Source organism: Curtobacterium herbarum (genome assembly GCF_016907335.1).
GTDB lineage: Bacteria > Actinomycetota > Actinomycetes > Actinomycetales > Microbacteriaceae > Curtobacterium > Curtobacterium herbarum.
Window position 1 is genome coordinate 1,299,721 of the sequence record NZ_JAFBBT010000001.1, and the last position, 25,194, is coordinate 1,324,914.

Genomic DNA, 25,194 nt, shown 5'->3' on the forward strand with positions numbered 1-25,194 from the left:
CGCGCACCGGTCACCCGCCGAGCGAGTGCAGCGCCGAGCGCAGCGCCGATCCGAGGGCCGGCGCCAGCGTCGTGGCGAAGGTCGCCGTCAGGTGCGTCGGATCGCGGTGGGTGAGCACCCCGCCGATCACCGCCGGACAGGTCGTCGCCGAGCAGTACCAGTCCGTCAGGTCGACGTACCGGGCCCGGTCACCGATCGCCGCCACCGCCTGCTCGCTGCCGTCGAAGGCCGCGAGCGCCTGATCACGGGGCAGATCGCAGGCGCCCGTCGTGGGGCCCCGCATCTGGGCGAGACAGGCGAGCACGTCGTCGCGCGCGGTCGGGTTGTCCCGGAGCGCGATGACCGGCACACCGTGCTCCGTCGCACTGCGCCAGGCCCCGACGAGCCCCCGGACGACGGTCTCGTCGGCGTCCGCGGGGTCGGTGGCGATGACCGGGCTCTTGGTCGCGGCGTGCGTCACGACGAGGGCGTCGAGCCCGTCCGCGTGGTCCTGCACCCAGCGCACCGCGTTCTGCTTCCAGCCCTGGCAGCTGTCGGTGTAGGCCTGGGTCGGTGCCTGCTGCGTCGCGGTGGTGAAGTAGCAGCCGATGTGCCCGGCGACGTCGATCCGCCAGTGCTCGCGCTCCGCGATCGCCGCGTACGCCGTGATCAACGCGTTGTTGTGCGAGTCGCCGACCGCCAGCAGGTGCTTCCGGTAGCCGGTCCGCGGTCCGAACGAGCACACGTTGAAGTCCGCGGTGGTGTTCGACCAGCACGCGTCCTCATTGGCGTCGTCGTGGAGTGCGGCCGCGGGGGCCGGGACACGGACGTCCGCCAGCCGGGGGTTGACGCACGGCTCGGCCGATCCGATGTGGGTCGCCGCCCCGAAGCAGTCCACGTCCCCACGGGCCAGACGCTCCGTGAACGCCTGGGCCTGGACCTGCTGGACGTGCACCGCCGTCAGGGTGCCGGCACCGAGGGCGACGACGACCGCGGTCGCGACCAGGCCGATCACCGCCACCCGGACCGGTCGCATCCGCACCGTCCGGACCCGGGCGCGCAGGGGCTCCTCGACCAGCAGGGTCGACGCCGCCGCGAGCACGAGCGCGCCGACCAGGACCGCCAGCTTGCTCGTGGTGCCGAGCGGGTGCCCCAGCACGACCGGCAGCAGGACGACCGCCGGCCAGTGCCAGAGGTAGATCGCGTACGAGGTCCGTCCGATGAAGGCCACCGGTGCCGTCCGACCGACGACCTCCAGGGTGCTCCGCGCGCCCGCGGCCAGGACCAGCGCGGCCGAGAGCACCGGCAGCAGTGCCGCGGTGCCGGGGAACGGGGTCGACGGCGTGATCACGACGACCGACGCGACGAGACCTGCGACACCCGCCCACGTGCCTCCCGCCCGGACCGCCGCCACGCGGGCCGAGCGCGCCGCGGCGAGCGGCACGGTCGCGACGAACCCGCCCAACGCGAACTCCCACGCGCGCGTCGCGGTCGAGAAGTACGCGATCCCCGGGGCCGTCCGCGTCTCGACCACGCACCAGACCAGGCTCAGCACCCCGACCGTCCCGAGCAGGACCCGGGCGGTCCGGACCGGGTCCTGGCGGCGTCGGCGCAGCAGGGCGGCCAGCAGCACCAGGAGGACCGGCAGGACGATGTAGAACTGCTCCTCGACCGACAGCGACCAGAAGTGCTGGAACGGCGACGGCTGGTTGTCACTGGCCAGGTAGTCGACCGCGTCGGACGCCAACTGCCAGTTCTGCAGGTACACCGTGGCGGCGATGAGCTCCCGGCCGTACTGGCCCCAGAGCGAGCTCGGCACGACGGCCAGGACCGCGATCCCGGTCACCGTCAGCGTCAGGAAGGCACCGGGCAGGAGCCGCCCGGCACGCCGCGCCCAGAACCTCCCCAGCGCGATGCGGCCGGTCCGCACCTGCTCGCGGAGCAGGTGGCCGGTGATGAGGAAGCCGGAGATGACGAAGAACACGTCGACGCCCACGAACCCGCCCGGCAGCCGGTTCGGCCACAGGTGGTACAGCACGACGGCCACGACGGCGAACGCGCGGAGTGCCTGGACGTCCCAGCGAGTACGGTCGTGAACGGGTGCAGCTGGCTCGGACATCGCCGAGAGTCTATGTATCGCGGATCGTGCACGTCGTGCGACGCTCCCGTCCCGCGCTGCTCCGGTCCGGCGCCGCCGGATACGCTCGACCCATGTTCCTCGGCATCACGAACACCCCGCGCGACTACGCCTGGGGGTCCGTCTCCGCGATCCCCGAACTCCTCGGACGGACCGTCACCGGCGTCCCGCAGGCCGAACTCTGGCTCGGCGCCCACCCCGGCAGCCCGAGCGTCGTGGTCAACCCCGCCATGGTCGGCGGCGCGGACACCCTGCTCGACTGGATCGCCGCCGAACCGCAGACCGCCCTCGGCGACGACCGCACCGGTCTGCCCTTCCTGCTCAAGGTCCTCGCCGCCGCCGCCCCGCTCTCGCTGCAGGCGCACCCGACGCCCGAGCAGGCGCGCGAGGGCTTCGACCGCGAGGAAGCCGCGGGCGTCCCGATCGACGACCCGGCCCGCAACTACAAGGACCCGTTCCCGAAGCCCGAGCTCGTCGTCGCACTGAGCGACCGCTTCGAGGCGCTCAGTGGCTTCCGCCCGGTCGCCGACGCGCTCGCCGAGGTCGAGGCGCTCGACGCCGGGTCCGGGCGGCTGGGCCCGCTCGTCGTGCACCTGCAGCAGGGGCTCGAGGACACCGTGCGCTGGCTCGAGGAGACCGACGACTCCGCCGGGGCCGTGATCGGCGCGGTCGGACACCTGGCAGCGGAGGCGGTGGCCGCCGCCGACGTCGCCGGGACCACCGTCTCGCCGAACACCGCGACTGCCGCCGACCTCGCCCGGGCCTACCCGGACGACCCGGGCGTCGTCGTCTCGCTCCTCATGCACCGCGTGACGCTGACCCGCGGCGAGGCCATGTACCTGCCGGCGGGGAACATCCACGCGTACCTCGACGGCCTGGGCATCGAGCTGATGGCCCCGTCGGACAACGTGCTCCGCGGCGGCCTGACCCCGAAGCACGTCGACGTGCCCGAGCTCCTGCGCGTCCTCGACTTCACGGCGTACCCGGCGCCGCTGCTCGAGCCGGAGCACCTCAGCCCGGTCGTCGACCGCTTCGCCCCCGAGGGCGTCGGCTTCGCCCTGGTGCGGGTCACGAGCGACGGTCGTCCGGTCGGGCTCACGACCGGTGGCACGGCACCGCTGACGGGGCCGTCGATCGCGATCTGCACCGAGGGGGTCGTCACGCTCGTCGGGGCGCACTCGGCGACGCTGCTCCGCCAGGGGGAGTCCTGCTACGTCACCCCGGACGAGGGCGACGTGTCGGTCGAGGCGGACGCCGGCAGCGGCCGCACCGCGACGGTCTTCATCGCCACCGGCGCGTAGGCCGGCGCTCCCGGGCGGACCAGCCGGTCCGCCCGCGGGGGCCGGCACTCCCGGGCGGACCAGCCGGTCCGCTAGCGTGGCGGCATGAGTTGGTTGGTCACCGGCGGTGCCGGGTACATCGGGTCCCACGTAGTCCGAGCGCTCGTCGCGGCGGGCCTCGACACGGTCGCGCTCGACGACCTCTCGAGCGGCTTCCGCGCGTTCGTGCCGGAGAGCGTGCCGTTCGTCGAGGGCACGATCCTGGACGGCGAGCTCCTCGCCCGCACGCTCCGCGAGCACGAGGTCACCGGTGTCGTGCACGTCGCGGGCTTCAAGTACGCGGGGGTCTCGGTGGAGCGGCCGCTGCACACCTACGAGCAGAACGTGACCGGCATGGCGACCCTGCTCCGTGCCTCCGCGGACGCCGGGGTCGACAAGGTCGTGTTCTCCTCGAGCGCCGCGGTCTACGGCACGCCGGACGTCGACGTGGTCGTCGAGGAGACCCCGAAGGCCCCCGAGTCCCCGTACGGCGAGTCGAAGCTCGTCGGCGAGTGGCTGCTCCGCGACATGGAGGTCGCCGCAGGCTTCACCACCACCTCGCTGCGCTACTTCAACGTCGTCGGGTCGGGGGAGCCGGACCTGTACGACGCCAGCCCGCACAACCTCTTCCCGCTCGTCTTCGACGCCCTGCTGGCCGGTCGGACGCCGCGGATCAACGGCGACGACTACGCCACGCCGGACGGCACGTGCGTCCGTGACTACGTGCACGTCGCCGACCTGGCGCACTCGCACGCGGTCGCCGCTCGCAAGCTCGAAGCGGGGGAGCCGCTGCAGCGCGCGTACAACCTCGGCAGCGGGGACGGCGTGAGCGTCCGCCAGATCATGGACGCGATGGCCCGGGGGACCGGCATCGACTTCCGCCCAGAGGTCGCCCCGCGTCGCGCCGGCGACCCGGCCCGCATCGTCGCCACCGGCGAGGCCGCCGCGCGGGACCTCGAGTGGGCGATGCGGCACACGCTCGACGACATGGTGACGAGCGCCTGGGAGGCCCGGCAGCGCGCCGCGTAGACACCGCACGACCGCCACGCCCCGCCTCCACCCCGCCACGCGGGGCGTGCGTGTCCCCCGAAAGGCCCGCAGACGCGCCGCGACACGCCCGAATGGGGGACATGCCACGGCAGAAGCCGGAGCGGCTTCTATGATCCGCGACTTGACTCCGGGGAATCACACCGATGTAATTACACCGACGACACCGTCGTCAGGGACCCGAACCGAGACGTCAAGGGGTGATCAGGGTGAGCGCATCCGACTTCGAAGCCGGAGTGCCGGACGACTGGCACGTCGATCCCGTCGCCCTCGGCGTCCCGGGGGTCCGTCGGCCGTCCGAGGCAGACGAGGAGAACCCGCTCTCGTGGCAGGTCGACTCGCTCTGCGCGCAGACCGACCCCGAGGCCTTCTTCCCTGAGAAGGGTGGCTCCACCCGCGAGGCGAAGAAGATCTGCACCTCGTGCGAGGTCCGGTCGCAGTGCCTCGAGTACGCACTCGAGAACGACGAGCGCTTCGGCATCTGGGGCGGCCTCTCCGAGCGCGAACGTCGCAAGCTCCGCAAACGCGCCTGACGTTCCCACAGGTTCACGCCGCGCCGCCGTCGGCGGCCGGCACCGCGCCTCCCGGCCCGTAGAGTCGCTCCCGTCATGCAGCCCAGTGCCTCCACGCCCCGCGTCACCGCGATCCTCGTCGCAGCCAACGGGTCGGACCATCTCGACCGCACCCTGAACGCCCTGGCGGCACAGACCCGCCCGCCGGAGGGACTCGTGGTGGTCGACGTCGGCTCGACCGACGGGTCCACCTCCGAGCTCTCCTTCGGCGGCAGCGCCCAGCTCTCCCGCATCGCGGCCGGCCGGTCCTTCGGCGAGGCCGTCCGACACGGCGAGCAGGTCGCACCCCGCGCCGACGCCGAGGACGGCACCGACGAGTGGCTGTGGCTCATCGGCCACGACAACAGCCCGACGCCCGGCACCCTCGCCGCGCTCCTCGGCGCCGTCGAGATCGCCCCCTCCGTCGCCATCGCCGGCCCGAAGCTCGTCAACGTCGACGACCCGGCCCGGATCGCCGCCTTCGGCGAGAGCATGACGCGGATGGGCCGCTCGGTCACGCTCGTGCAGGACGAGCTCGACCAGGGCCAGCACGACCGGCACACCGACGTGCTCGGCGTCTCCGCCGGCGGCATGCTCGTCCGCCGGTCCGTGTGGAACCACCTCGGCGGCTTCGACCCGGCACTGCCGGACGTCGACGCGGCACTCGACTTCTCGGTCCGCGCCCGCCTGGCCGGACACCGCGTCGCCGTCGTCCCGGAGGCCCGGGCCACCAGCGCCGGACCGATCGAGGAGTTCGGCCGCGCGAAGGTGTCCGAGCGTCGCCGCGTGCGGATGCACCGACAGGCGCAGCTGCACCGCCGCCTGACCTACTCGTCCGCCGGCGTCCTCTGGATCCACTGGCTGACCCTCGTGCCGTTCGCCCTCGGCCGCGCGATCGGGCACCTCGTCGCGAAGCACCCGGCCGCGGTCGGCGGCGAGCTCGCCGCGGCGTTCGCGGTCGCCTTCGGTGGCGGCGTCGGACGTGCCCGGAAGACCCTCGCGGCGAACCGCAAGCTCGGCTGGGCCGCGATCGAACCGCTGCGGATCAGCTGGCGGCGGGTCCACGAACACCGCACGACCTCCCGCGACGTCGAACTCGCCCGGGTCGAGGACGCGCCGATCGCCCGCGCCTCGTTCCTCGCCGACGGCGGCATCTGGGTGGTCCTCGCCGCAGCCGTGCTCAGCGTCGTCACGCTCTTCCCGCTGCTCGGGTCACCCGCGCTCACCGGCGGGGGACTGCTGCCGCTGAGCACCGACGTCGGCGACCTCTGGCGGAACGTCGGCTACGGCTGGCACTCCCTCGGCACGGGCTTCACCGGCCCCTCGGACCCCTTCGCCGCGGTCGTCGCGGTGCTCGGCTCGATCACGTTCTGGTCGCCGTCCACCTCGGTCGTCCTGGTCATGCTGCTGTCGTTCCCGCTCGCCGCCCTCGGCGCGTGGGCCGCGGTGCGCAAGGTCACGACGCGCACCTGGGTGCCGGTCATCGGCGCCGTCCTCTACACGGTCGCACCGGCACTCGTCGGCGCCGTCACCACCGGCCACCTCGGCGCGGTGATCGCGCACGTCCTGCTGCCCTGGCTGTTCCTCACCCTGGTGGAGGCGCACCGCTCGTGGGCGTCGGCCTCCGGTGCCGCCCTGCTCTTCGCGGTCGTCGCCGCCTCGGCGCCGTCCCTCCTGCCGGTCCTGCTGATCGGCTGGCTCGTCGCCCTGGCGGTCGGCTGGCGGCACGCGCACCGACGGGTCTTCGTGCCGGTGCCGGCCGCGGTGCTCTTCGTGCCGCTCGTGCTCGCGCAGATCGCCCGGGGCAACCCGCTCGCGGTGTTCGCCGACCCGGGCGTCCCCGCGGCGACACCCGCCCCGAGCGCGCTGCAGCTGGCGATCGGGCAGCCCCTGCCGGACTGGAACGGGTGGCTGTCCGCGGTCGCCCCGCTCGGCCTCGGCGACGTGGTGCTGCCGATCGCGATGGCCGTGCTCGCCCTGCCCGTCGCCGCCAGTGCCGTCGGGGCCGTCCTCGGCCACCGCTGGTCGCTCGCCGGCACGGCACTCGTCGCCGCACTCCTCGGGTACGCGACCGCGTTCGGCGCGACCCACCTGACCGTCACCGGCGTCGGGTCCACCACCACGATCGTCTGGCCCGGCAGCGCGCTGTCGGTGTTCGCCCTCGCGGTCATCGTCGCGGCCTGCATCGGCGTCGACACCGTGCCCCGGGCCGCGCCGGTCCTCGGGCTCGTCGGCACGGTGTTCGCCGCCGTCGCGGTCGCCCCGGCCTTCGCCGCCTTCTACCTCGACCGCGCGGCCATCCAGCCGACCTCGGGCCGGGTGCTCAGCGCCTACGTCAACGCCGAGGCGCAGGCGAACCCGGACGTCGGCACACTCGTCGTCCAGCCACAGACCGACGGTTCGCTCGCCGTCGCCCTCGAGCGCGGTCAGGGCTCCACCCTCGACGACCAGTCCACGCTCGACGCGACGGCCCTCTCGCTGAGCAGCTCGGGCAGCCGCCTGGCGACGCTCGCCGGCAACCTGGCGAGCCGCAGCGGGTACGACCCCGCCCCGGCCCTCCGTGACCTCGGCATCAGCTTCGTGCTGCTCGACGACGCCCCGGACGATGCCGAGGCCCGGGCCGTCCACGACCGTGCCGCCGGTGCGATCGGCCAGGACGCCCGGTTCACCAGCATCGGCGAGACCACCAACGGGTCGCTGTTCCACTACGAGGGCGACGTCGACCGGACGAGCTCCGGCTCCGCGGCGACGAAGGCCACGCACGTGCTGTACCTCGTCGTCATCGGCGTGGTGTTCGGCGCTGCCGCGCTGCTCGCCGTCCCGACCGCACCGCGCCGCCGCCGTGCGACGTCGAACGTCCTCGAGGCCGACGAACCCGCCACCACCTTCGACGAGGAGCGCGACGAATGAGCACGAGCACCGCGCGCCGCTGGGCCCTCCGCGGCACCGCCACCGCCGTCGCCGTCATCGTCGCGGCGGGCACGATCGCCGCCGCGCACACGATCGGCACCACCGAGGACCCGGGGCACCCCGCCGGGCGGACCGTCACCCCGGTGCCGGCCGCCGCCGAGCGGGTCTGCGCCGGCAGTGCGCTCCGCCTGTCCGACGACGCCGGCAACGACGCCACCCGTGCGAGCACGATCGGGTCGCCCCAGATCGCCACGGCCACCACCGGCGACCGCGTCGACCGCAGCGAGCTCGGCAGCGCGAGCACCGGCAGCAGCGCGCCGACGCTCCTCACCGCACCGGCGGGCACGACCGCGCCGCAGGTCGCGGGCAGCAGCTACCAGAGCGTGTCCGACGGCGACGTCGTCGGCGTGGGGGCAGCCTCCTGTGACGACCCGTCGCAGTCGACCTGGCTCGTCGGCGGTTCGACCGAGACGGGCCGCACCACCCTCGTCACGCTCAGCAACCCGACGGACGTCAACGCGACCGTCGACCTGACCATCGCCGACAGCAGCGGGACCGTCAGCGCCCCGGGGACCACCGGCATCGTCGTCGCCCCGAACTCGCAGAAGGTCGTGCCGCTCTCCGGCTTCGTCACCGACCAGGGGTCGACCGTCGTGCACGTCACCTCGTCCGGCGGCCAGATCGTCGCGCACATGCAGGAGACCGTCGTCCGGACGCTCACCCCCGGCGGCTTCGACATCGTCTCCGGCGGTGCATCGCCGTCCCGGACCCAGGTGATCCCGGCCGTCGTCCTCGAGGACGCCGAGGGTGCGCAGCGCGGCGAGGACACCGCCGACGCCGCCCCGGTGCTGCGCCTCTACGTCCCCGGCAGCCAGGCTGCGCGCGTCACGCTCGGCATCACCACCGCGGACGGCGGCGGCACCACCGTCGACGCCACCGCCGAGCCGGGCGTCGTCACCGACGTGCCGCTCGACGACTTCCCGGACGGGCGCTACTCGTTCACGATCGACTCCTCGGTGCCGATCGTCGCGGGCGCGCGCACCACCACCCCGACCGACGACGGCCGCACCGACCTCGGGTGGTTCGCCTCGGCCCAGCCGCTCTCCGCCACCACGGTGACCGCGGTCGCGGCCGGCTCCGGCGCGCGCCTGAACGTCGTCAACCCGACCCGGCAGGACGCGACCGTCACGGTCCGGTCCGGTGACGACTCGCAGAAGGTGCGGGTCACCTCCGGTTCGACCGCCACGGTGAAGGTGCCGACCGCGCAGCAGCTCACCATCAGCGGTGCCGACGGCCTGGTCGCCGGTGTCAGCTACCAGGGGGACGACGGCATCGCCGGGTTCCCGGTGCGGCCGGAGACCGAGGTCTCGAGCCCGGTGCGCATCTACCCCTAGAGGTCGTGGGCGCTCCGGTCGTGGGCGCTCCGGTCGTGGGGCGGGGCTGTCGGACCGGTCCGCTGGTCCCGCCGGACGTCACCAGTGGCGGTAGCGGTCCGGCGCCAGGTCCCAGGGGTCCTTGTCGATGAGTTCGGCGACGGCGCGGAACACCGCGGTCTCGACGACGATCCGACGGTCCACGTCGTCCTTCTCCGGGCTGTGGGTGACCCGCTCGACCGGGATCCGGAAGACCGTCACCCGTCGGTCGTCACGCTCGACGCGCCACCGCGGGAGTTCGTCGGGCAGGCCGGTGTCGGTCGGCATGTCGGCGACCTGGAACACGACGCCGGACAGCTCCTCGGGCCAGAGCCCGACCAGGTAGTGGGCGGTGTCGCCGACGATGCGGTCGAAGGCCTCGGCGCGGGTGATCACCGGCGCGAGTTCCGGTCCGGTGACGCTCGACCGGTGGCCGCGGCCGTGGCGGGAGCGTCCCCGAGCACGGTCGACCGGGGTGACGATCCTGGGCTTGCGGCGCATCCGGCCATCGTACGCGGCACGACGCGCGGCGGGGCTCGGCGCCTGGTCTCCGGGGCCCGGCCGCAGAGCCTCCGGGGTCCGGCCGCGGAGTCCCCGGGGTCCGGCCGCGGAGCCTCCGGGGTCCGGCCGGTAGGGTCGTCTCCGGTATGGACGTACGGATCTGCAGCAAGGTCGCCTGTGGCGCGGGCGCCTCGGCGACCCTGACGTACGACTACGCCGACTCGATGGTCGTCGTCGGACCGCTCTCCGGCCGCGTCGAACCGCACGGGTACGACCTCTGCGCCCGGCACGCGGCGACCCTGCGGGTGCCGCAGGGCTGGCGCGTGATCCGGCGGGACCCGCCGCCGCGGACGCCGGAGCGCCACCCCTCCTGAGCGGCGTCGGGCGCGCTCGCTCCGCGGCACCGCCGGACGGGAGGCGCGTCCCGCTTCCTCCTGCACCGCCCGTCGTCCCCGTGGTGCTGTCCACCGACGTCACGGGACCCCCGCTCCGGTCGGCGGTGCGTGCGAGACTGATCCGCATGCCGACCGACACCCGCGCCGCCGTCCCGTTCCGCGTCGCCGACCTCTCGCTCGCCGAGGCCGGACGCCACCAGATCCGTCTCGCCGAGAACGAGATGCCGGGCCTGATGGCCCTCCGCGACGAGTTCGGCCCCACGCAGCCGCTCGCCGGGGCCCGCATCGCCGGGTCGCTGCACATGACCGTGCAGACCGCGGTCCTCATCGAGACGCTCGTCGCCCTCGGCGCGCGTGTCCGCTGGGCCAGCTGCAACATCTTCTCCACGCAGGACGAAGCGGCCGCGGCCGTCGCCGTCGGCCCGACCGGCACCCCGGACGCCCCCGCCGGTGTCCCGGTGTTCGCGTGGAAGGGCGAGACCCTCGACGAGTACTGGTGGTGCACGAACCAGGTCTTCGACTGGAGTGCCGAGGCCGCCGAGTCCGGCGCACAGTGGATCGGTCCGAACCTGATCCTCGACGACGGCGGTGACGCGACCATGCTCGTGCACACCGGTGCCGACGCCGAAGCCGCCGGTCGGGTGCCCGACGCCGGCCCGGACGCCAGCGCCGAGTGGAAGATCGTGCTGGCCACGGTCGCGTCCTCGCTCGAGCAGTCCAGCGACCGGTGGACCCGGATCGCCGCCGAGATCGAAGGCGTCACCGAGGAGACCACCACGGGCGTCCACCGCCTGTACGAGCTGGCGCGCACCGGCGAGCTGCGGTTCCCGGCGATCAACGTCAACGACTCGGTCACCAAGTCGAAGTTCGACAACAAGTACGGCATCCGCCACTCGCTGCCGGACGGCCTGAACCGGGCCACCGACGTCCTGATCGGCGGCAAGGTCGCGTTCGTCGTCGGCTACGGCGACGTCGGCAAGGGCGCAGCCGAAGCCCTCCGCGGGCAGGGTGCCCGCGTCATCGTCAGCGAGATCGACCCGATCTGCGCGCTCCAGGCAGCGATGGACGGCTACCAGGTCGCCCGCCTGCAGGACGTCGCGGACCAGGTCGACATCGTCGTGACCTGCACCGGCAACCTCGGTGTCGTCGGCGTGGACGACATGTTCGCGCTGAAGCACCTGGCGATCGTCGCGAACGTCGGGCACTTCGACAACGAGATCGACATGACCGGTCTCGAGTCGATGCCCGGTGCCGAGAAGGTCGAGATCAAGCCGCAGGTGCACGAGTGGCGCCTGCCGAACGGCCGCTCGATCCTGGTCCTCAGCGAAGGGCGTCTGATGAACCTCGGCAACGCGACCGGGCACCCGTCCTTCGTGATGAGCAACTCGTTCACGAACCAGGTGCTCGCACAGATCGAGCTGCACACCCGCCTCGACCAGTACCCGACCGGTGTCTACGTGCTGCCGAGGCACCTCGACGAGAAGGTCGCCCGGCTGCACCTCGACGCCCTCGGGGTCCGGCTGACCGAACTCCGGCCCGAGCAGGCGTCGTACATCGGCGTCCCGGTCGAGGGTCCCTACAAGACGGAGCAGTACCGCTACTGAGCCCAGCCCAGCCCGGTTCGGCCCAGATCAGCCCGGTTCGGCCCGGGGAGCGGCGGACGTCAGCGCGGGAAGCCCGGCGGGCGCGCCCCCGCCGTGGCGGTCGCCCGCTCCAGGGTGCGTGCCCGGCCGCTGAAGGCGCGCAGGTCACGCGCGCGGCGCAGTGCGACCACGCCGGCGAGGAATTCCTCGGCGGGCACCGGCGGCACCGGGTGCGCGTACTCGGCGACCTCGGCCGCCAGGGCCCGCGCGACCTCGGCCCGCAGGCCGGGCTGCACCGAGCCGACGCCGCGGAAGAACGCGCCGATCCGGTTCTCGAGGCGCTGCGGCAAGCGCCGGACGTCCGCGACGCCCGCCCACCCGATGAGCGACGGCGGCAGTGTCACGACCGGGTCGACCGATCGGCGCAGACGTTCGGACTGCACGACGGTGCCCGCGAGCAGGTCGCCGAGACGCCGGGGGCGGGACCCGAACAGCGCCACGACCAGGGCGAGGGACCCGACGGTGAGCCAGAGTTCCAGGAGCCCGACCAGTGCCCGGGTGAACGCGTGCCGGAACGACACGGCGCCGCCGTCGACCCGAACCACCCGGGTGCCGACGGCGTACCGCCCGACGCTCCGGCCGCGGGTGAACGTCTCGACGGCCGCGGGCACGAGCACGAACACGACGACCACCACGACGATCTGCGCGGCAGCGGACCAGCCGGTGTCGATGCCGGTCGGCAGCACCCGCGACAGTCCGATGGACAGCATCACGAGGAGCACGCCGAGGCACAGCGCGTCGAGCAGGGCGGCCGCACCCCGCAGCACGATGCTCGCGGGGACGACGTCGAGGGCGACGGCCTCCCCGACGACGAGGGCGTCGTCGGAGTCCTCCAGGGCACGGACGAAGCGGCGGTCCGCGAGGTCCCGGGGCGTGGCGCGCTTCGGCATGGGATCATTCTGTCGGAACACGACCGCGAACGGTCGTCGACCCGGAGCCCGGCTCCGATCCGGACGAGGGGGAGCGAATGGACCTGGACGCCTACGCGGAGACCCATCGGGGGCGGTGGGACGAGCTCGACCGGCTCGCCCGGCGCCGTCCGGCCTCCGGTGACGACGTCGACCGGATGCTCGGCGACTACCAGTCGGCCGCGACGGACCTCGCGCGCATCCGGCAGGTGTCCCCTCGCTCCGCGACCGGGGACCGGCTGTCCCTGACCCTGCACCGTGCCCGCCTCCGCTTCACGGGGACGCCGATCGACCCGGTCACCGCCGTGGTCCGGTTCTTCGCCCTGCAGCTGCCGGCCGCGCTGTACCGGATCCGGTGGGTGACGATCTGGGTCGCCGTCGCCACGGCCCTCATCGCCGCCATCACGGCGGTGTGGATCACGTCGACGCCGGGAGCGGTGGCGACCTTCGGCACCGACTCGGCGCTCCGGCAGTACGCCACGCAGGACTTCGTCGACTACTACTCCGACCACGGCCTCGGTGCCTTCACGGCGCAGGTGTGGACGAATAACGCGTACATCGCGGCGAGCATGGTGGCGTTCGGCATCACCGGCCTCTTCGTGCCGTACTCGATCGTGCAGAACGCGATGAGCCTCGGTGTCTCGGCGTCGATCATGCACTCGCAGGGTCGACTCGGGGACTTCTTCCTCTACATCGCGCCGCACGGCCAGCTCGAGCTCTACTCGATCTTCCTGGCGGGTGGCGCCGGGCTGATGATCGCGTGGTCGTGGATCGCCCCCGGCCAGCGGACCCGTGCGCAGGCCCTCGCCGAGGACGGCCGGGCACTCATCACGGTGGCGATCGGCCTGGTGCTGACCCTGCTGCTGTCGGGTGTCGTCGAGGGCACCGTCACCCGGCAGGACTGGCCGTGGCCCGTGAAGATCGGGATCGGCACCGTGGCGCTCGCACTCGTCCTCACCTACCAGTGGGGCGTCGGTGGACGGGCGCACCGGGCGGGGGAGCGCGGCGACGTCGACGAGTTCGACCGGGGCGCCAGCGAGATCGTCGCCGGCTGACGGCGTCGTCCGGGGTGCGGCCGGCGCGTCCCGCTCAGAGTCGCCCGGCCGCCTTCGCGCGGAGGTAGGCGTCGGCGGTGCGCGGCGGCACCTCACCGGGGAGGCCGCGGACGACCTCGGCACCGGCGCGGCGCGCGACGTCCGCGACCCCGTCGGCATCGAGCAGCGACCGTTCGGCGGCTGCCCGCCGGTACACGTCGGCCGACCCCGCTCCGGACCCGGCGCCGAGCGCGGAGACCAGTCCGCTCGTGGTCGCCCGGCGCGCTCCGCCCTCGGCCCGCTGGTCGCCCTCGCCGGTCGCCGCCATCCGCGCCACGGCGGGGTCCTCGACGGACGTCACGACCACCGCGTGCCGACGGGCGAGCAGCGGCAGGACCGTGAGCAGGTCGCCGGAGGCGCCGACCGAGTCGAGGCTGGTCGCGAGCACCACGAGGGCCCGCTGCGTGGTCACGGTGTCGACGATCCCGGGCACCGCGGCCCAGTCGGTCGGCCGGAGTTCCGGGTCGACCAGCGCCAGGGTCTCGCCGAACCGCTGCACCACGTCCGAGCGGGTCGCGCTGTGCACCCGGCCGCGCACGGCGTCGTCGAGCACGACGAGGTCGACCCGGTCGCCGGCGGCTGCCGCGAGGGCACCGACGAGCAGCGCCGTCTCGATGGCGGTGTCCAGACGGGGTTCGTCGTCGACCCGTCCGGCTCCGGCGCGTCCGGCGTCGACGACCACGACGACGCGGCGGTCGCGTTCGGGCCGCCAGGTGCGGACGACCAGGTCCTGGCGGCGAGCGGTCGCACGCCAGTCGATCGACCGGACGTCGTCGCCACGGACGTAGTCGCGGAGGGAGTCGAACTCGGTCCCGTGGCCGCGGAGCTGCAGCGTGGTCTCGCCGTCGAGTTCACGGAGCCGGGCGAGCCGGGAGGGCAGGTGCCGCCGCGACCGGAACGGCGGGGTGACGACGAGTTCGCCCGGGGCGGGGAGGACGCGCTGCCGGGCGACGAGGCCGAGCGGACCCGATGCCCGGACCGCGATGCCGGTGGTGGTCCGTCGCCCGCGGCGGAACGGGGTGAAGCGGATCCGGGCGGTGCGGCGCTCCCCGGACGGCACCGTCAGCCGGATCCGACGCGGCTCCTGACCGGCGGAGGGCTCCCACATGTCCCGGACCAGGGCACGGAGGACCCGGCGGCCGTCGTTCGCCAGGACCAGGGTGCCCTCGGCGGCGGTGTCCCGACGCGCCAGTCGTGGCATCCGGCGCTCGACGCGGACCCGGTCGAGGTCCGCGGCGAGCAGCAGGTCGACGGCGCTGGCTGCGAGCAGCAGGCCGATCCAGGCCAGCGCGCCCCATCCGCTGCCGAGCAGCACGGTGGGGACGACGGCGACCGCCAGCAGCGCGACGAACCGGCCGGAGATCGCCACTAGATCGGCACCCGGACCTGCTCGAGCACCTGCTGGAGCACGCCGTCCGCGTCGACGCCCTCGAGTTCGGCGTCGGCGGCGATCCGCAGTCGGTGCCGCCACACCGGCAGCAGCATCGCCTGGACGTGGTCGGGCGTGATGGCGTCGTAGCCGGTCAGCCAGGCCCAGGCCTTCGCGGCCGCGAGGAGCGCGGTGGACCCGCGCGGGCTGACCCCGATGCGGACCGACGGCGCCTGCCGGGTGGCTCGGGCCAGGTCCACGACGTAGGCGAGCACGTCGTCGCGGGCACCGACGGCACGGACGGCGCGCTGGGCGGCCCGGACCTCGTCGACGCCGACCACGGGCACGATGCCGGCAGACCGGACGTCCCGCGGCACGAACCCGTCGGCGTGGCGTCGGAGGACCTGCCACTCGACCTCGCGCGGCGGCAGGTCGAGCGTCAGCTTCATGAGGAACCGGTCGAGCTGCGCCTCGGGGAGCGTGTAGGTGCCCTCGAACTCGATGGGGTTCATCGTCGCGGCGACGAAGAACGGGTCGGGCAGCATCCGGGCGGAGCCGTCGACGCTGACCTGGCGTTCCTCCATCGCCTCGAGCAGGGCGGACTGCGTCTTCGGCGGTGTGCGGTTCACCTCGTCGGCGAGCAGGACGTTCGTGAACACCGGCCCCTCGCGGAACGGGAAGGTGCCGGTCGAGGCGTCGTACACGAGCGAGCCGGTGACGTCGCCGGGCATCAGGTCGGGCGTGAACTGGATGCGCTTGGTGTCGAGCGACATCGCCGCGGCCAGGCTCCGGACGAGCAGGGTCTTCGCGACACCGGGGACACCCTCGAGCAGCACGTGCCCCTGGGCGAGCAGGCCGACGATCATGCCGGAGACGGCGCCCTCCTGGCCGACGACGGCCTTGCCGACCTCGGCGCGGACACGGCCGAGCACGTCGCGGAGCGGATCGCCGTCCGGTGTCGGCCGGGGTGCACCCGCCGCGGCGGGTGCGGGGACGGGTCCGGAGGGCGGGGTGGCGGGCAGGTCGGTCACGATCGTCCTCCTGGTCGTTTCGGCGTGGTCGGTTGTGTCGTGTTCGGGTCGGGCCTGGTCGGCCCCGGCCTGGTGGGTGCCGGTCTGGTCAGGGCCGGTCTGGTCGGTGCCGCCGTCGTCGGGTCCGGCCGGGAGGCCCGCCCCACGTCCCCGGAACGGGCCCGCCGGAGCGCGTGCTCGAGTTCGTCCAGCGCCGCTGCGCCGTCGACGAGGGCTCGGTCGTCCGCCGTGGTCCCGCCGACGAGCACGGCTCCGACGGCGTCGGCGGATCGCCCGGTCACGGCGGCGGCGCGCCGGACGACCTCGTCGACGTGGGCCGACCGGGGGAGCCCGAGGCTGCGTCCGATCCGGCGCACGGCCGCGAGCCGGAGCGTGTCGAGGGCGTGGGTGCGGTCGCGGACACGGGCGTAGAGGCGTGCGCGGCCCTCGGTGGTCTCGGCGGCGCGCACCACGACGGGCAGGCGTTCGACGACCAGGGGCCCGAGCCGCCGACCACGCCAGAGCGCGGCGGCGACCGCGACGATCCCCAGGACGGCGATCGCGCTCGGTACCCACGGCGGTGCGAGGTCGCCGAGGGACGGTGCGGCATCGGTGCCGTCGGCCGTCGGGACGTACCAGACCAGACGGTCCCCGCTGCCGAGCAGCCCCAGCGCGAGGGCCGCGTTGCCGGCGCGGGTGACGGTGTCGTTGCGGAGGACGCCGGTGGTGCCGAGGACCGTGACCCGGCCGTCCGCGGTGGTGGCGCGGAGGAGCCCCCACCGGGTGTCCGCGCCCGTGCCGGACGGCGCGCAGCGCTCCACCCGGGTGTCGTCGGTGTCGTACGTGGCGCCGACGACCGTGACGGAGCCCGCGGTCCGCGCCGCCGGGATCGGGCACGTCGCGGTGGAGGCCACGCGGGTCGACGAGGTGCTGCCAGCCGGCCGGGCGTCGACGGCGAAGGACTCGAGGATGCCGGGGTCGTTCGTCACGAGGACCACGTCGGGAGCGGTCCGCGCGATGCGCCGGGCGACCGCGCGGTCGAGCACCCCGGCGGAGTCGTCGACGAGGACGGTGTCGCCCGTGCCCACGTCGAGCGCGTCCGCGTCGTGCACCACGTCGACCCGGGTGCCCTGCTGCTCGAGCACGCGCACCACGGCCCGGGAGCCGCTCGTCGCCGTCGAGGTCGGGTCGAGCGGGACGGCCCGCTGCCGGTCGCCCGGCCCCACCGCGGCGGTCAGGGCCGCGAGCAGCAGCCCGACGACGACGACCGCGACCCACGTGACGATCCGGACGGTGCGGTCCGTCGGAGCCGGCCCGTCCGGCCCCGCGGTCGGTGTCGCAGCGGGCGCCGACGTCGGTGCGGACCCCGGTGCCGACGTCGGCACCGGCGTGGTGGTGGCGCTCATGCCGGGACCGCCGGCCGGTCTGCGTGGGCGGGGCGGGCCTCCCGGACGGCGCGTTCGGTCTCGAGGACGCGACGTGCGGCGGACTCGTCGGCGTCGGCACCGAGGTAGCGGACGGCGTCGAAGGTGTCGGACGCACCGCGCAGCGTGGTGCCGAGCTGCGGGAACGGCACGGTGGCGCGGTCGGCGATGGCACGCGCGGTCGCGCCGGGGACGATGCGGACCAGGTCGCGTTCACCGAGGCCCCGGGCGAGGGCGCGGTAGCCCTCGAGGACGGCGGTCGCCCAGTCCCCGGCGCGGAAGGCGGCCTGGGCGGCGGCGGAGACGGCCTGCGCGGAGCGGAGGTCGTCGTCGTCGAAGACGCCACCGAGGGCCGTCGGTCGGCTGCGGGCACGGCGACGGGGGAGACCGCGTGTGACGACGACCAGGACGACCACGGCCACCAGCACGACGATCGCGATGACGAGCAGGGTGCGGCCGAAGCCCGGCGAGCCGACGCCGTCCGGGGCGAGCGAGCCGAGCCAGTCGAGGAACGAGCGCGAGGCTCGGTCCCACCAGGTCTCCTGTGGGCCGCGGTACTCCCGGTGGGCGAGTTCGCGCTCGAGCAGACGGCGGGCCTCCCCGGGAGCGGCGGCACTCACCGGCTGCCGCCCGGCGGGTCCTGCGGCGCGTCGCGCGGCGGGTCCTGCCGCGTGTCTTGCGGGTCCTGCGGCCCGTCCTGCGGGCCGGGGGTCCAGGGCTTCTGGGGCTGCTGCTGCGGCCAGCCCTGCTGCTGCGGTCGTTGCGGCGACCACGGTTGCTGGGGCTGCCACGGCTGTTGCGGTTGCCACTGCTGGTGGGGCGACGGCTGCTGTCGGGGGGACCAGGGCTGCTGCGGTTGCCACTGCTGTTGCGGGGTCCAGGGCTGTTGGGGCTGCCACTGCTGCTGGGGCGACCAGGGCTGCTGCGGCTGCCACTGCTGTTGCTGTGGCTGTTGCTGCGGCCACCCCTGCGGCGGCGACCAGGGCGCACCCGGCGTCCACGTCGGCCGCGCCACCGGGGCGTGCGGAGCGAACGGGTCCGCGGGCTGGCCGGTGTCCAGGTGCGACGCGATCCGCTGGTCGAGGGCCTCGGTGCGGATGCGTCGGTCGATCGCCAGGAAGGTCACCACGGAGCTGCTCAGCACGTCCGTCACGCACTGCACCGCGATCACGAGCAGGCTGCCGACGACGAGGGCCACGACCCCGCCGACCGAGGGCGACCCGCTCGTCGACGTGGTCTGCCCCAGCGGGTCGAAGACGCCCGAGAACAGGCTGAGCCCGACCGTGAGCGGGATGCTGGCGATGCTCGCGGCGAACCCGATGACGAACTGCACGAGCAGCAGGATGCCGAACGTGCGCCAGAACGCGTGTCGGGTGAGCCGCCACGACTGCGCGGCGGCCGAGAAGACGCCGCGCCCCTCGAGCGCGATCGTCGGCACCGTGAACGCGAACCGGGTGAGCAGGAAGGCGAGCAGCACCACGAAGCCGAGGACCATGAGGAGGATCACCAGCACGTACCCGCCGGCCGACGTGTCCCCGGCGGCCAGGGCGGCGACGAACGCGATGACGACGACGACGAAGACGACCCCGACGACGATCCCGGCGGCGAGCTGCAGCAGGATCCAGCCGATGACCGACCACCGACGACCGGCGAGCAGGGACCACAGGCCGCGGAACGTGCCACGGCGTCCGAGCACCCGCTGCCCGGTGTCCACCGCGATCGGGGCGACGAGGAACCCGCGCGCCAGGTAGCTGACGAACGGCAGGCCGATCGACAGCACGGCGTAGAGGGTCACGGTGCCGGCGATGATGCTGTCGGAGTCCCCACGACCGCCACCGTCGACGACCGAGAACATGCGGTTCTGCAGGATCTGCTGGCCGATCGCCGACCCGAGGGTGGACAGCAGCCCGAGGACCCCGGAGAGCATGACGGCCCAGAGGAGCAGCACGCGGGCGTTGCGGCGGAAGACCGTGAAGGCGCCGGCGAGCACGTCCGCCAGGCCGAGCGGCCGCAGCGGGATCACCGGGCGGGACTCGGGCGGCAGTGGTGCCGGCCCACCGGCGGGCGGGACGGGGAAGCCGGGGGCGGGCGTGCCTCCCGGCTGTCCGACCGGGCCCCAGGCCGCCGGGTACTGCGGTGCCGCCGGGTACTGCGGTGCCTGCGGTCGCGGCGTCGCCGGCGGCTGCGGCCCGCTGCCCTGCTGCGGCCGGTTCGCCCCCGGGACCTGCCATCCGTCGTCGACCATCGAACCGCCCCCTCGCCTGGCCGCCACCGGAACGCGCGACCGTGTCCATCCTGTCGGAAAACCTGCGGCGACGGGCGCTCGACTATCGTGAGCGGAGAGCACCCGTCCCTGGGTGCCCCACCCTGCCCTCCGGAGTCCGCATCCCATGACACCGCGCATCCTCGTCGTCGACGACGACCAGGCCCTCGCCGAGATGATCGGCATCGTCCTCCGCTCGGAGGGCTACGAGCCCGACTTCAGCGCCGACGGCAACGACGCCGTCGAGGCCTTCCACGCCACGAAGCCGGACCTGGTGCTGCTCGACGTCATGCTGCCGGGCATCGACGGCATCGAGGTGTGCCGTCGCATCCGGGCCGAGAGCGGCACGCCGATCATCATGCTCACCGCGAAGGGCGACACCGCCGACGTCGTCGCGGGCCTCGAGAACGGTGCCGACGACTACGTCGTGAAGCCGTTCAACCCCAAGGAACTCGTCGCCCGGATCCGGACCCGCCTGCGGCCGACCGCGACCGACGCGACGGTCCTGCACGTCGGCGACCTGGTCGTCGACGTCCCCGGACACGAGGTCCGCCGGGGCGACGCGGCCATCGCCCTCACGCCCCTCGAGTTCGACCTGCTCCGCGCGCTCGCCGAGAAGCCCAGCCAGGTGTTCACCCGCGAGATGCTGCTCGAGCAGGTCTGGGGCTACCACTACAAGGCGGACACCCGCCTGGTGAACGTGCACGTGCAGCGGCTCCGCGCCAAGATCGAGCACGACCCGGACAACCCGCGCATCGTGACCACCGTCCGCGGGGTCGGGTACCGGGCCGGCGCGCAGAGCTGACCGACGTGCCGTCGTCGTCGGCCCCGGCGCCGTTCCGCCGGGCGCGCCGGCGGGTCCGCACCTGGCTCCGCCGGATCTGGCGCGGGATCGCGTACCTCTGGCGGCGGTCGCTCATGGTCCGCTCGGCCGCGATCACCGTCGCGACCACCGGGCTCGCCGTCGCCGTGATCGGCACCGCGGTGATGGTGAGCATCTCGAACAACGTCTACGCACAGCGCCGCGACCAGATCGAGGCCGAGTCGGCGCGGGCGACGATCGTGGCGCAGAACATCTTCGACGCGGCCACCGCGGCCGAGGACAACAACCAGACCGAACTCGAGTCGCTGCAGAGCGAGGCGCAGAACGCGATCCTCTCGAACACGACCAGTCCGGGCGGGACGAGCATCGCGATCGAGCGGACGCCGGGGGCCCGGACGCCGCAGATCCTGCAGAACGTCGCGAGCACCGGGTTCCCCGACTCGGTCATCACCGACGAGCTGCGGAAGCGGGTCGCCGCCGACACCGGAGAGTTGAGCCTGCAACCCGTGCGGCTCGACGGTCCGGGCGGCCGGGGCCCGGGGCTCGCCGTCGGGTCGACCCTGCAGATCCCGAGCGCCGGACAGTACGAGCTGTACATCGTGTACGACCTGTCCGATGCGCAGCAGACGCTCGACTTCGTGTCCCAGACGCTCTCGATCGGCGGTGTCGCGCTCATCGTGCTCATCGCCCTCGTCACCTCGCTCGTCGTCCGCCTGGTCGTCGTCCCGATCCGCGGGGCTGCCGAGACCAGCCGCAAGATCGCCGCCGGTCGCCTGGACGAACGCATCCCGGTCCGGGGCGAGGACGACATCGCCACCCTGGCCCGGAGCTTCAACGACATGGCCGACGCGGTCAGCCGACAGATCACCCAGCTGGCGGAGCTCTCCCGCGTCCAGCAGCGGTTCGTGTCCGACGTCTCGCACGAGCTCCGTACCCCGCTCACCACGATCCGCCTGGCCGGCGACCTGCTCTTCGACGCCCGCCACGCCTTCGAGCCGTCCGTCGCGCGGTCCGCGGAACTGCTGCACGCCCAGGTCGACCGGTTCGAACTGCTGCTCGCCGACCTGCTCGAGATCTCCCGCTACGACGCCCAGGCCGTCGAACTCGAGACGGAGCCCGTCGTCCCGGCCGCGCTCGCCGCCGACATCGTCGAGGAGTTCCGCCCACTCGCCGAACGCGCCGAGATCGAGCTGCGCCTGGCGACCCCGGGCGGGCACACCACCATGCTGCTCGACGCCCGCCGGATCCGCCGCGTGCTCCGGAACCTCGTCGGCAACGCCATCGAGCACGGCGACGGCCGACCGGTCGACGTGGTGGTCGACAGCGACTCCCGGTCCGTCGCCATCGCGGTGCGCGACCGCGGGGTCGGGATGCCGGCCGAGGACACCGCCCGCGTGTTCGACCGCTTCTGGCGTGCCGACCCGAGCCGCAAGCGCACCATCGGCGGCACCGGACTCGGGCTCGCCATCAGCCTCGGTGACGCCCAGCTGCACGGCGGCCGCATCGACGTCTGGTCCCGCCCCGGTGAGGGGTCCGCGTTCGTGCTGACCCTGCCCCGCCGGAGCAGTGAGGCCCCGCCGACCTCCGCGATCCCGCTGCCCGCACTCGACGAGTCCTACGAGGGACCGACCGGAACGGAGGAGCCGGCATGACCCGGACCGACCGACGGACCCGCACCGACCGACGGACCCGCACCACGCGCCTCCGGCTCGTGCTCACCGCGGTGCTCGCCGCCGCGACCCTGCTCGGCGCCACCGCCTGTGCCGCGATCCCGACCGGCGGCCCGGTCCGCTCCGGGCAGTCGATCACCGACGAGTCGCCGACCGGCGGCGTGGACTACCGCCCCACCGGACCCGAGGACGGGGCGAACCAGACCGACCTGCTCACGCAGTTCATCGACGCCGCCACGGGTGCCCAGAACGACTACGCGGTCGCGCGGGAGTTCCTCAGCAGCGGGTTCTCGCAGAAGTGGAACCCGCGCCAGGGCGTCACCATCCGGCAGGGCGACGGCGACGTCGAACGGGTCGGCGACAAGGAGCTCACCTACACGCTGACGGCGAGCGCCTCGGTCGACGCCGACGGCGAGTACACCCAGGCCGTCCGGCCGACGTCCTCGACGCTGACGTTCCAGTTCGTCCGCGAGGACGGCCAGTGGCGCATCGCCTACGCCCCGGACGGCATCATCCTGTCGCCGGTCAACTTCACCTCCGTGTTCCAGCCGCACGCCCTGTACTTCTACGACCCCACCTACCGGTTCCTCGTCCCCGACGAACGCTGGTTCCTGGCCCGCTCCTCGACGAGCACCCGCATCGTCAGCGCCCTGCTCGCCGGACCCGCCGAGTGGCTCGAGGGCTCCGTCGTGTCCTCGTTCCCCGAGGGCACGCAGCTCTCGCTGAACGCCGTCACCATCGAGAGTGGCAGCGCACAGGTCGACCTGTCGAGCGAGGCACTGCGGGCGAACACGGTCGAGAAGGTCCGGATGCGCGAACAGCTCACCGAGTCGCTCTCCTCCGTCGCCACGATCTCCTCGGTCGACCTCACCGTCGAGGGCGTCCCCGTCCCGTTGCCCGACTCCAGCGGCACGAGCGCGCAGCGGAACCCCGACGTCGACGCCCGCCCGCTCGTCGTGCAGGACCGTGTCGCCGGGTACGCCACGGCGACCACCGGGGACGTGACCGCGCTCGGCGGCGGACTCAGCGACCGGATCGCCGGACTCGGTCCGGACTCGCTCGCCCTGTCGGCCTCCGGCACGGTCGCCGCCGTGGGCAACGACGACGGGGTGTTCGTGGTCCGGTCCGGCAAGGCGCCGCTGCGGATCGACACCCGCGAGGACCTGGTCGCCCCGAGCATCGACGACCAGGGCTTCGTCTGGGTCGCCCAGCAGTCCGACACTCGGTCGATCACCGCGTACGGGCTCGGCGGCGACCCGCACGTCGTCACTTCGACCCTCCCGGCCGGCAGACTCGTGTCCTTCCAGGTGTCCCGCGACTCCACCCGTGCGCTCGCGCTCCTCGACACCGACGACGGGGCCGCGCTCTACGTCGTCGCGATCACCCGCGGGTCCGACCGGGCACCGACCTCGCTCGGCCCGCCCGTCCGGGTGCAGGCCGCCGAGGGCGACCCCGTCGGCGCCGCCTGGATCGACGAGCTCGACATCGCCTCGGTCGGGCGCACCACGGCCGGCTCGAGCGTCGTCCGCACCACCGTCGGCGGACAGTGGGACGCCCTCGCCAAGCCGGACGGCCGGGCGACCGCGATCACCGGGGGGAGCGGCGGCGCACTGCTGCTCCGGATGTCGGACGGGTCGGTGCTGCAGTCGACCGGCGGCGCGTGGGACACCACCGGAGTCGAGGCGTCGGTGCTCGGCGTCCAGCGCTGAGCGCCGTCTCGTCCTCCACACCCGCCCCGGACGGGAGGCCCGTCCACAGTCCGACACCGCGGCCCACCCCCGGTGGTCCCCGCCGGGCACCATCGGGGCATGCCTTCGCTCCAGACACACCCGGTCGTCCTCCCGCCACCGTCCACGACGTCCGGCGCTCCCGATCGCCCCTGGGCTGACGCCGCTGCCGCCGTCCTGGCACTCGTCCTGCCCGTCGTCTGCGTCGGCTGCGGCGTGCCGGACCGCGCGCTCTGCCGTGCCTGCCGGTCCTCGCTCGACGCGCTGCCCGGACGGACGCGGCTCGTCGCCGGGGTCCGGCTCGACGCCGCCCACGAGTACGACGGCCTCGTCCGGACCCTGGTGCTCGAGTGGAAGCTGCGCGGACGCGTGGACGTGGTGCGCGGGCTCACCCGGCGCACCGCGGACCTCGTCCGGACGGCGCTCGCCGAGTCCCCGGCTGGCACGGTGGTCCTTCGGGTCCCGCCCTCGCCCCGCGGGCACCGGCGGCGCGGGTTCGACCCGGTCGTGACGGTCCTGCGTCGTGCCGGCGTCCGGCGTTCGCGGGCCCTGCGTCGGGTCCCCCTGCCCGGCGACGACCGAGCCGACGCCGATGGCGGGCGGGTCGGTGCCGGTTCGGGCAGCGACACGCCTGCCGGTGCCGGTGCCGGTGCCGTTGTCGGGCCGGGTGGTGCCGGGCCGGGCGGACACGGGTACGCCGGTGGCGGGCAGAAGGAGCGGAACGCGATCGAGCGCGTGGCGGCGACGGTCGGCACCCTCGTCGCCGACGACGTGGCCGACCGCGACGTCGTGCTCGTCGACGACGTCGTCACCACCGGCGTGACGATGGCCGAGGCCATCCGGGCCGTCCGCGCCGCCGGCGGCCGAGTCGTCCGGTGCGTGGCCGTCGCCACGGTGGAGGTGTGAGCGTGCCCGACGAGCGCGAGCACGAGCGCGAGCGCGAGCACGAGCAGCAGCCGGACCCGGACGTCGCCTGGGCATCCGGTGGAGGTCTCCGGCACGCGGGCCCGCA

20 protein-coding genes are annotated in these 25,194 nt (G+C 74.0%); 12 read left to right on the forward strand and 8 right to left on the reverse strand.

Going from position 1 to position 25,194, the window contains the following annotated elements; translation table 11 throughout:
- Positions 1 to 10: 10 nt before the first annotated feature.
- Positions 11 to 2,098, reverse strand: coding sequence for an acyltransferase family protein (locus tag JOD51_RS06320; RefSeq protein ID WP_204607513.1), 2,088 nt, complete (start codon positions 2,096 to 2,098; stop codon positions 11 to 13).
- A 92-nt stretch (positions 2,099 to 2,190) separates the two neighbouring features.
- On the opposite strand from JOD51_RS06320, the gene manA reads away from it, so the two are divergent.
- From manA to JOD51_RS06345, 5 genes are all read left to right on the forward strand, one after another.
- The gene (manA, locus tag JOD51_RS06325; protein WP_204607514.1) at positions 2,191 to 3,417 is read left to right on the forward strand and encodes a mannose-6-phosphate isomerase, class I; all 1,227 of its coding nucleotides are present in this window, start codon (positions 2,191 to 2,193) and stop codon (positions 3,415 to 3,417) included.
- 84 nt (positions 3,418 to 3,501) lie between these two features.
- The gene (galE, locus tag JOD51_RS06330) at positions 3,502 to 4,464 is read left to right on the forward strand and encodes a UDP-glucose 4-epimerase GalE (RefSeq protein WP_204607515.1); all 963 of its coding nucleotides are present in this window, start codon (positions 3,502 to 3,504) and stop codon (positions 4,462 to 4,464) included.
- 218 nt (positions 4,465 to 4,682) lie between these two features.
- Entirely contained in the window at positions 4,683 to 5,015 is a 333-nt protein-coding gene (locus tag JOD51_RS17320) for a WhiB family transcriptional regulator (protein WP_372377757.1), read from the forward strand.
- A 75-nt stretch (positions 5,016 to 5,090) separates the two neighbouring features.
- Positions 5,091 to 7,943, forward strand: coding sequence for a glycosyltransferase family 2 protein (locus JOD51_RS06340; RefSeq protein ID WP_204607517.1), 2,853 nt, complete (start codon positions 5,091 to 5,093; stop codon positions 7,941 to 7,943).
- A complete protein-coding gene (locus JOD51_RS06345; protein WP_204607518.1) occupies positions 7,940 to 9,337 on the forward strand; it encodes a DUF5719 family protein in 1,398 nt (465 codons plus the stop codon). The genes JOD51_RS06340 and JOD51_RS06345 overlap by 4 nt, the downstream gene beginning before the upstream one ends.
- A gap of 78 nt (positions 9,338 to 9,415) precedes the next feature.
- On the opposite strand, the gene JOD51_RS06350 is transcribed toward JOD51_RS06345, so the two are convergent.
- Positions 9,416 to 9,856 carry a metallopeptidase family protein gene (locus JOD51_RS06350; RefSeq protein ID WP_204607519.1) on the reverse strand — a complete coding sequence of 147 codons (441 nt, stop codon included), beginning with the start codon at positions 9,854 to 9,856 and terminating at the stop codon, positions 9,416 to 9,418.
- Between the two features lie 146 nt (positions 9,857 to 10,002).
- Between JOD51_RS06350 and JOD51_RS06355 the strand changes: the two genes are divergently transcribed.
- Positions 10,003 to 10,230 (forward strand): DUF3499 family protein, encoded by a 228-nt coding sequence (locus tag JOD51_RS06355; RefSeq protein ID WP_110904719.1) that lies wholly within the window; start codon positions 10,003 to 10,005, stop codon positions 10,228 to 10,230.
- Positions 10,231 to 10,376: 146 nt separating this feature from the next.
- Positions 10,377 to 11,855 (forward strand): adenosylhomocysteinase, encoded by a 1,479-nt coding sequence (gene ahcY, locus JOD51_RS06360; protein ID WP_204607520.1) that lies wholly within the window; start codon positions 10,377 to 10,379, stop codon positions 11,853 to 11,855.
- 59 nt (positions 11,856 to 11,914) lie between these two features.
- Here the strand turns inward: ahcY and JOD51_RS06365 are convergent, their stop codons facing one another.
- A complete protein-coding gene (locus JOD51_RS06365) occupies positions 11,915 to 12,784 on the reverse strand; it encodes an RDD family protein (protein WP_204607521.1) in 870 nt (289 codons plus the stop codon).
- A gap of 77 nt (positions 12,785 to 12,861) precedes the next feature.
- Between JOD51_RS06365 and JOD51_RS06370 the strand changes: the two genes are divergently transcribed.
- Positions 12,862 to 13,857 carry a stage II sporulation protein M gene (locus tag JOD51_RS06370; protein WP_204607522.1) on the forward strand — a complete coding sequence of 332 codons (996 nt, stop codon included), beginning with the start codon at positions 12,862 to 12,864 and terminating at the stop codon, positions 13,855 to 13,857.
- Between the two features lie 34 nt (positions 13,858 to 13,891).
- On the opposite strand, the gene JOD51_RS06375 is transcribed toward JOD51_RS06370, so the two are convergent.
- From JOD51_RS06375 to JOD51_RS06395, 5 genes are read right to left on the reverse strand one after another with little or no spacing between them, the layout of a single operon-like run.
- The gene (locus tag JOD51_RS06375) at positions 13,892 to 15,265 is read right to left on the reverse strand and encodes a DUF58 domain-containing protein (protein WP_204607523.1); all 1,374 of its coding nucleotides are present in this window, start codon (positions 15,263 to 15,265) and stop codon (positions 13,892 to 13,894) included.
- Entirely contained in the window at positions 15,265 to 16,296 is a 1,032-nt protein-coding gene (locus JOD51_RS06380) for an AAA family ATPase (protein WP_372377760.1), read from the reverse strand. Before JOD51_RS06380 ends, JOD51_RS06375 begins: the two co-directional genes overlap by 1 nt.
- Positions 16,293 to 17,681 (reverse strand): DUF4350 domain-containing protein, encoded by a 1,389-nt coding sequence (locus JOD51_RS06385; RefSeq protein WP_204607524.1) that lies wholly within the window; start codon positions 17,679 to 17,681, stop codon positions 16,293 to 16,295. Before JOD51_RS06385 ends, JOD51_RS06380 begins: the two co-directional genes overlap by 4 nt.
- Positions 17,678 to 18,319, reverse strand: a complete 642-nt coding sequence (locus JOD51_RS06390) for a DUF4129 domain-containing protein (RefSeq protein WP_204607525.1) — start codon at positions 18,317 to 18,319, stop codon at positions 17,678 to 17,680. Before JOD51_RS06390 ends, JOD51_RS06385 begins: the two co-directional genes overlap by 4 nt.
- Entirely contained in the window at positions 18,316 to 19,944 is a 1,629-nt protein-coding gene (locus JOD51_RS06395; RefSeq protein WP_204607526.1) for a DUF7847 domain-containing protein, read from the reverse strand. The genes JOD51_RS06390 and JOD51_RS06395 overlap by 4 nt, the downstream gene beginning before the upstream one ends.
- Before the next feature lie 145 nt (positions 19,945 to 20,089).
- Here JOD51_RS06395 and mtrA point away from each other — a divergent pair, with 145 nt between their 5' ends.
- The 4 genes from mtrA to JOD51_RS16985 all read left to right on the forward strand — a co-directional run bounded on the left by mtrA (position 20,090) and on the right by JOD51_RS16985 (position 25,088).
- Positions 20,090 to 20,767, forward strand: coding sequence for an MtrAB system response regulator MtrA (gene mtrA / locus JOD51_RS06400; protein WP_110904734.1), 678 nt, complete (start codon positions 20,090 to 20,092; stop codon positions 20,765 to 20,767).
- Between the two features lie 5 nt (positions 20,768 to 20,772).
- Positions 20,773 to 22,437: an MtrAB system histidine kinase MtrB gene (mtrB, locus tag JOD51_RS06405; protein WP_259559065.1), complete on the forward strand. Its 1,665-nt coding sequence runs from the start codon at positions 20,773 to 20,775 to the stop codon at positions 22,435 to 22,437.
- Positions 22,434 to 24,164: an LpqB family beta-propeller domain-containing protein gene (locus tag JOD51_RS06410; RefSeq protein ID WP_204607527.1), complete on the forward strand. Its 1,731-nt coding sequence runs from the start codon at positions 22,434 to 22,436 to the stop codon at positions 24,162 to 24,164. Before mtrB ends, JOD51_RS06410 begins: the two co-directional genes overlap by 4 nt.
- A gap of 99 nt (positions 24,165 to 24,263) precedes the next feature.
- Positions 24,264 to 25,088: a ComF family protein gene (locus tag JOD51_RS16985; RefSeq protein WP_239539794.1), complete on the forward strand. Its 825-nt coding sequence runs from the start codon at positions 24,264 to 24,266 to the stop codon at positions 25,086 to 25,088.
- Positions 25,089 to 25,194 lie beyond the last annotated feature (106 nt).

What these genes read in the sequence shown, in the direction of transcription:
- JOD51_RS06410 (WP_204607527.1), top strand. Translation starts at nt 22,434, where the DNA reads ATGACCCGGACCGACCGACGGACCCGCACCGACCGACGGACCCGCACC.
- mtrA (WP_110904734.1), top strand. Translation starts at nt 20,090, where the DNA reads ATGACACCGCGCATCCTCGTCGTCGACGACGACCAGGCCCTCGCCGAG.
- JOD51_RS06370 (WP_204607522.1), top strand. Translation starts at nt 12,862, where the DNA reads ATGGACCTGGACGCCTACGCGGAGACCCATCGGGGGCGGTGGGACGAG.
- JOD51_RS06345 (WP_204607518.1), top strand. Translation starts at nt 7,940, where the DNA reads ATGAGCACGAGCACCGCGCGCCGCTGGGCCCTCCGCGGCACCGCCACC.
- JOD51_RS06365 (WP_204607521.1), bottom strand. Translation starts at nt 12,784, where the DNA reads ATGCCGAAGCGCGCCACGCCCCGGGACCTCGCGGACCGCCGCTTCGTC.
- JOD51_RS06355 (WP_110904719.1), top strand. Translation starts at nt 10,003, where the DNA reads ATGGACGTACGGATCTGCAGCAAGGTCGCCTGTGGCGCGGGCGCCTCG.
- ahcY (WP_204607520.1), top strand. Translation starts at nt 10,377, where the DNA reads ATGCCGACCGACACCCGCGCCGCCGTCCCGTTCCGCGTCGCCGACCTC.
- JOD51_RS16985 (WP_239539794.1), top strand. Translation starts at nt 24,264, where the DNA reads ATGCCTTCGCTCCAGACACACCCGGTCGTCCTCCCGCCACCGTCCACG.
- JOD51_RS06350 (WP_204607519.1), bottom strand. Translation starts at nt 9,856, where the DNA reads ATGCGCCGCAAGCCCAGGATCGTCACCCCGGTCGACCGTGCTCGGGGA.
- JOD51_RS06340 (WP_204607517.1), top strand. Translation starts at nt 5,091, where the DNA reads ATGCAGCCCAGTGCCTCCACGCCCCGCGTCACCGCGATCCTCGTCGCA.
- JOD51_RS06395 (WP_204607526.1), bottom strand. Translation starts at nt 19,944, where the DNA reads ATGGTCGACGACGGATGGCAGGTCCCGGGGGCGAACCGGCCGCAGCAG.
- manA (WP_204607514.1), top strand. Translation starts at nt 2,191, where the DNA reads ATGTTCCTCGGCATCACGAACACCCCGCGCGACTACGCCTGGGGGTCC.
- galE (WP_204607515.1), top strand. Translation starts at nt 3,502, where the DNA reads ATGAGTTGGTTGGTCACCGGCGGTGCCGGGTACATCGGGTCCCACGTA.
- JOD51_RS06385 (WP_204607524.1), bottom strand. Translation starts at nt 17,681, where the DNA reads ATGAGCGCCACCACCACGCCGGTGCCGACGTCGGCACCGGGGTCCGCA.
- JOD51_RS06320 (WP_204607513.1), bottom strand. Translation starts at nt 2,098, where the DNA reads ATGTCCGAGCCAGCTGCACCCGTTCACGACCGTACTCGCTGGGACGTC.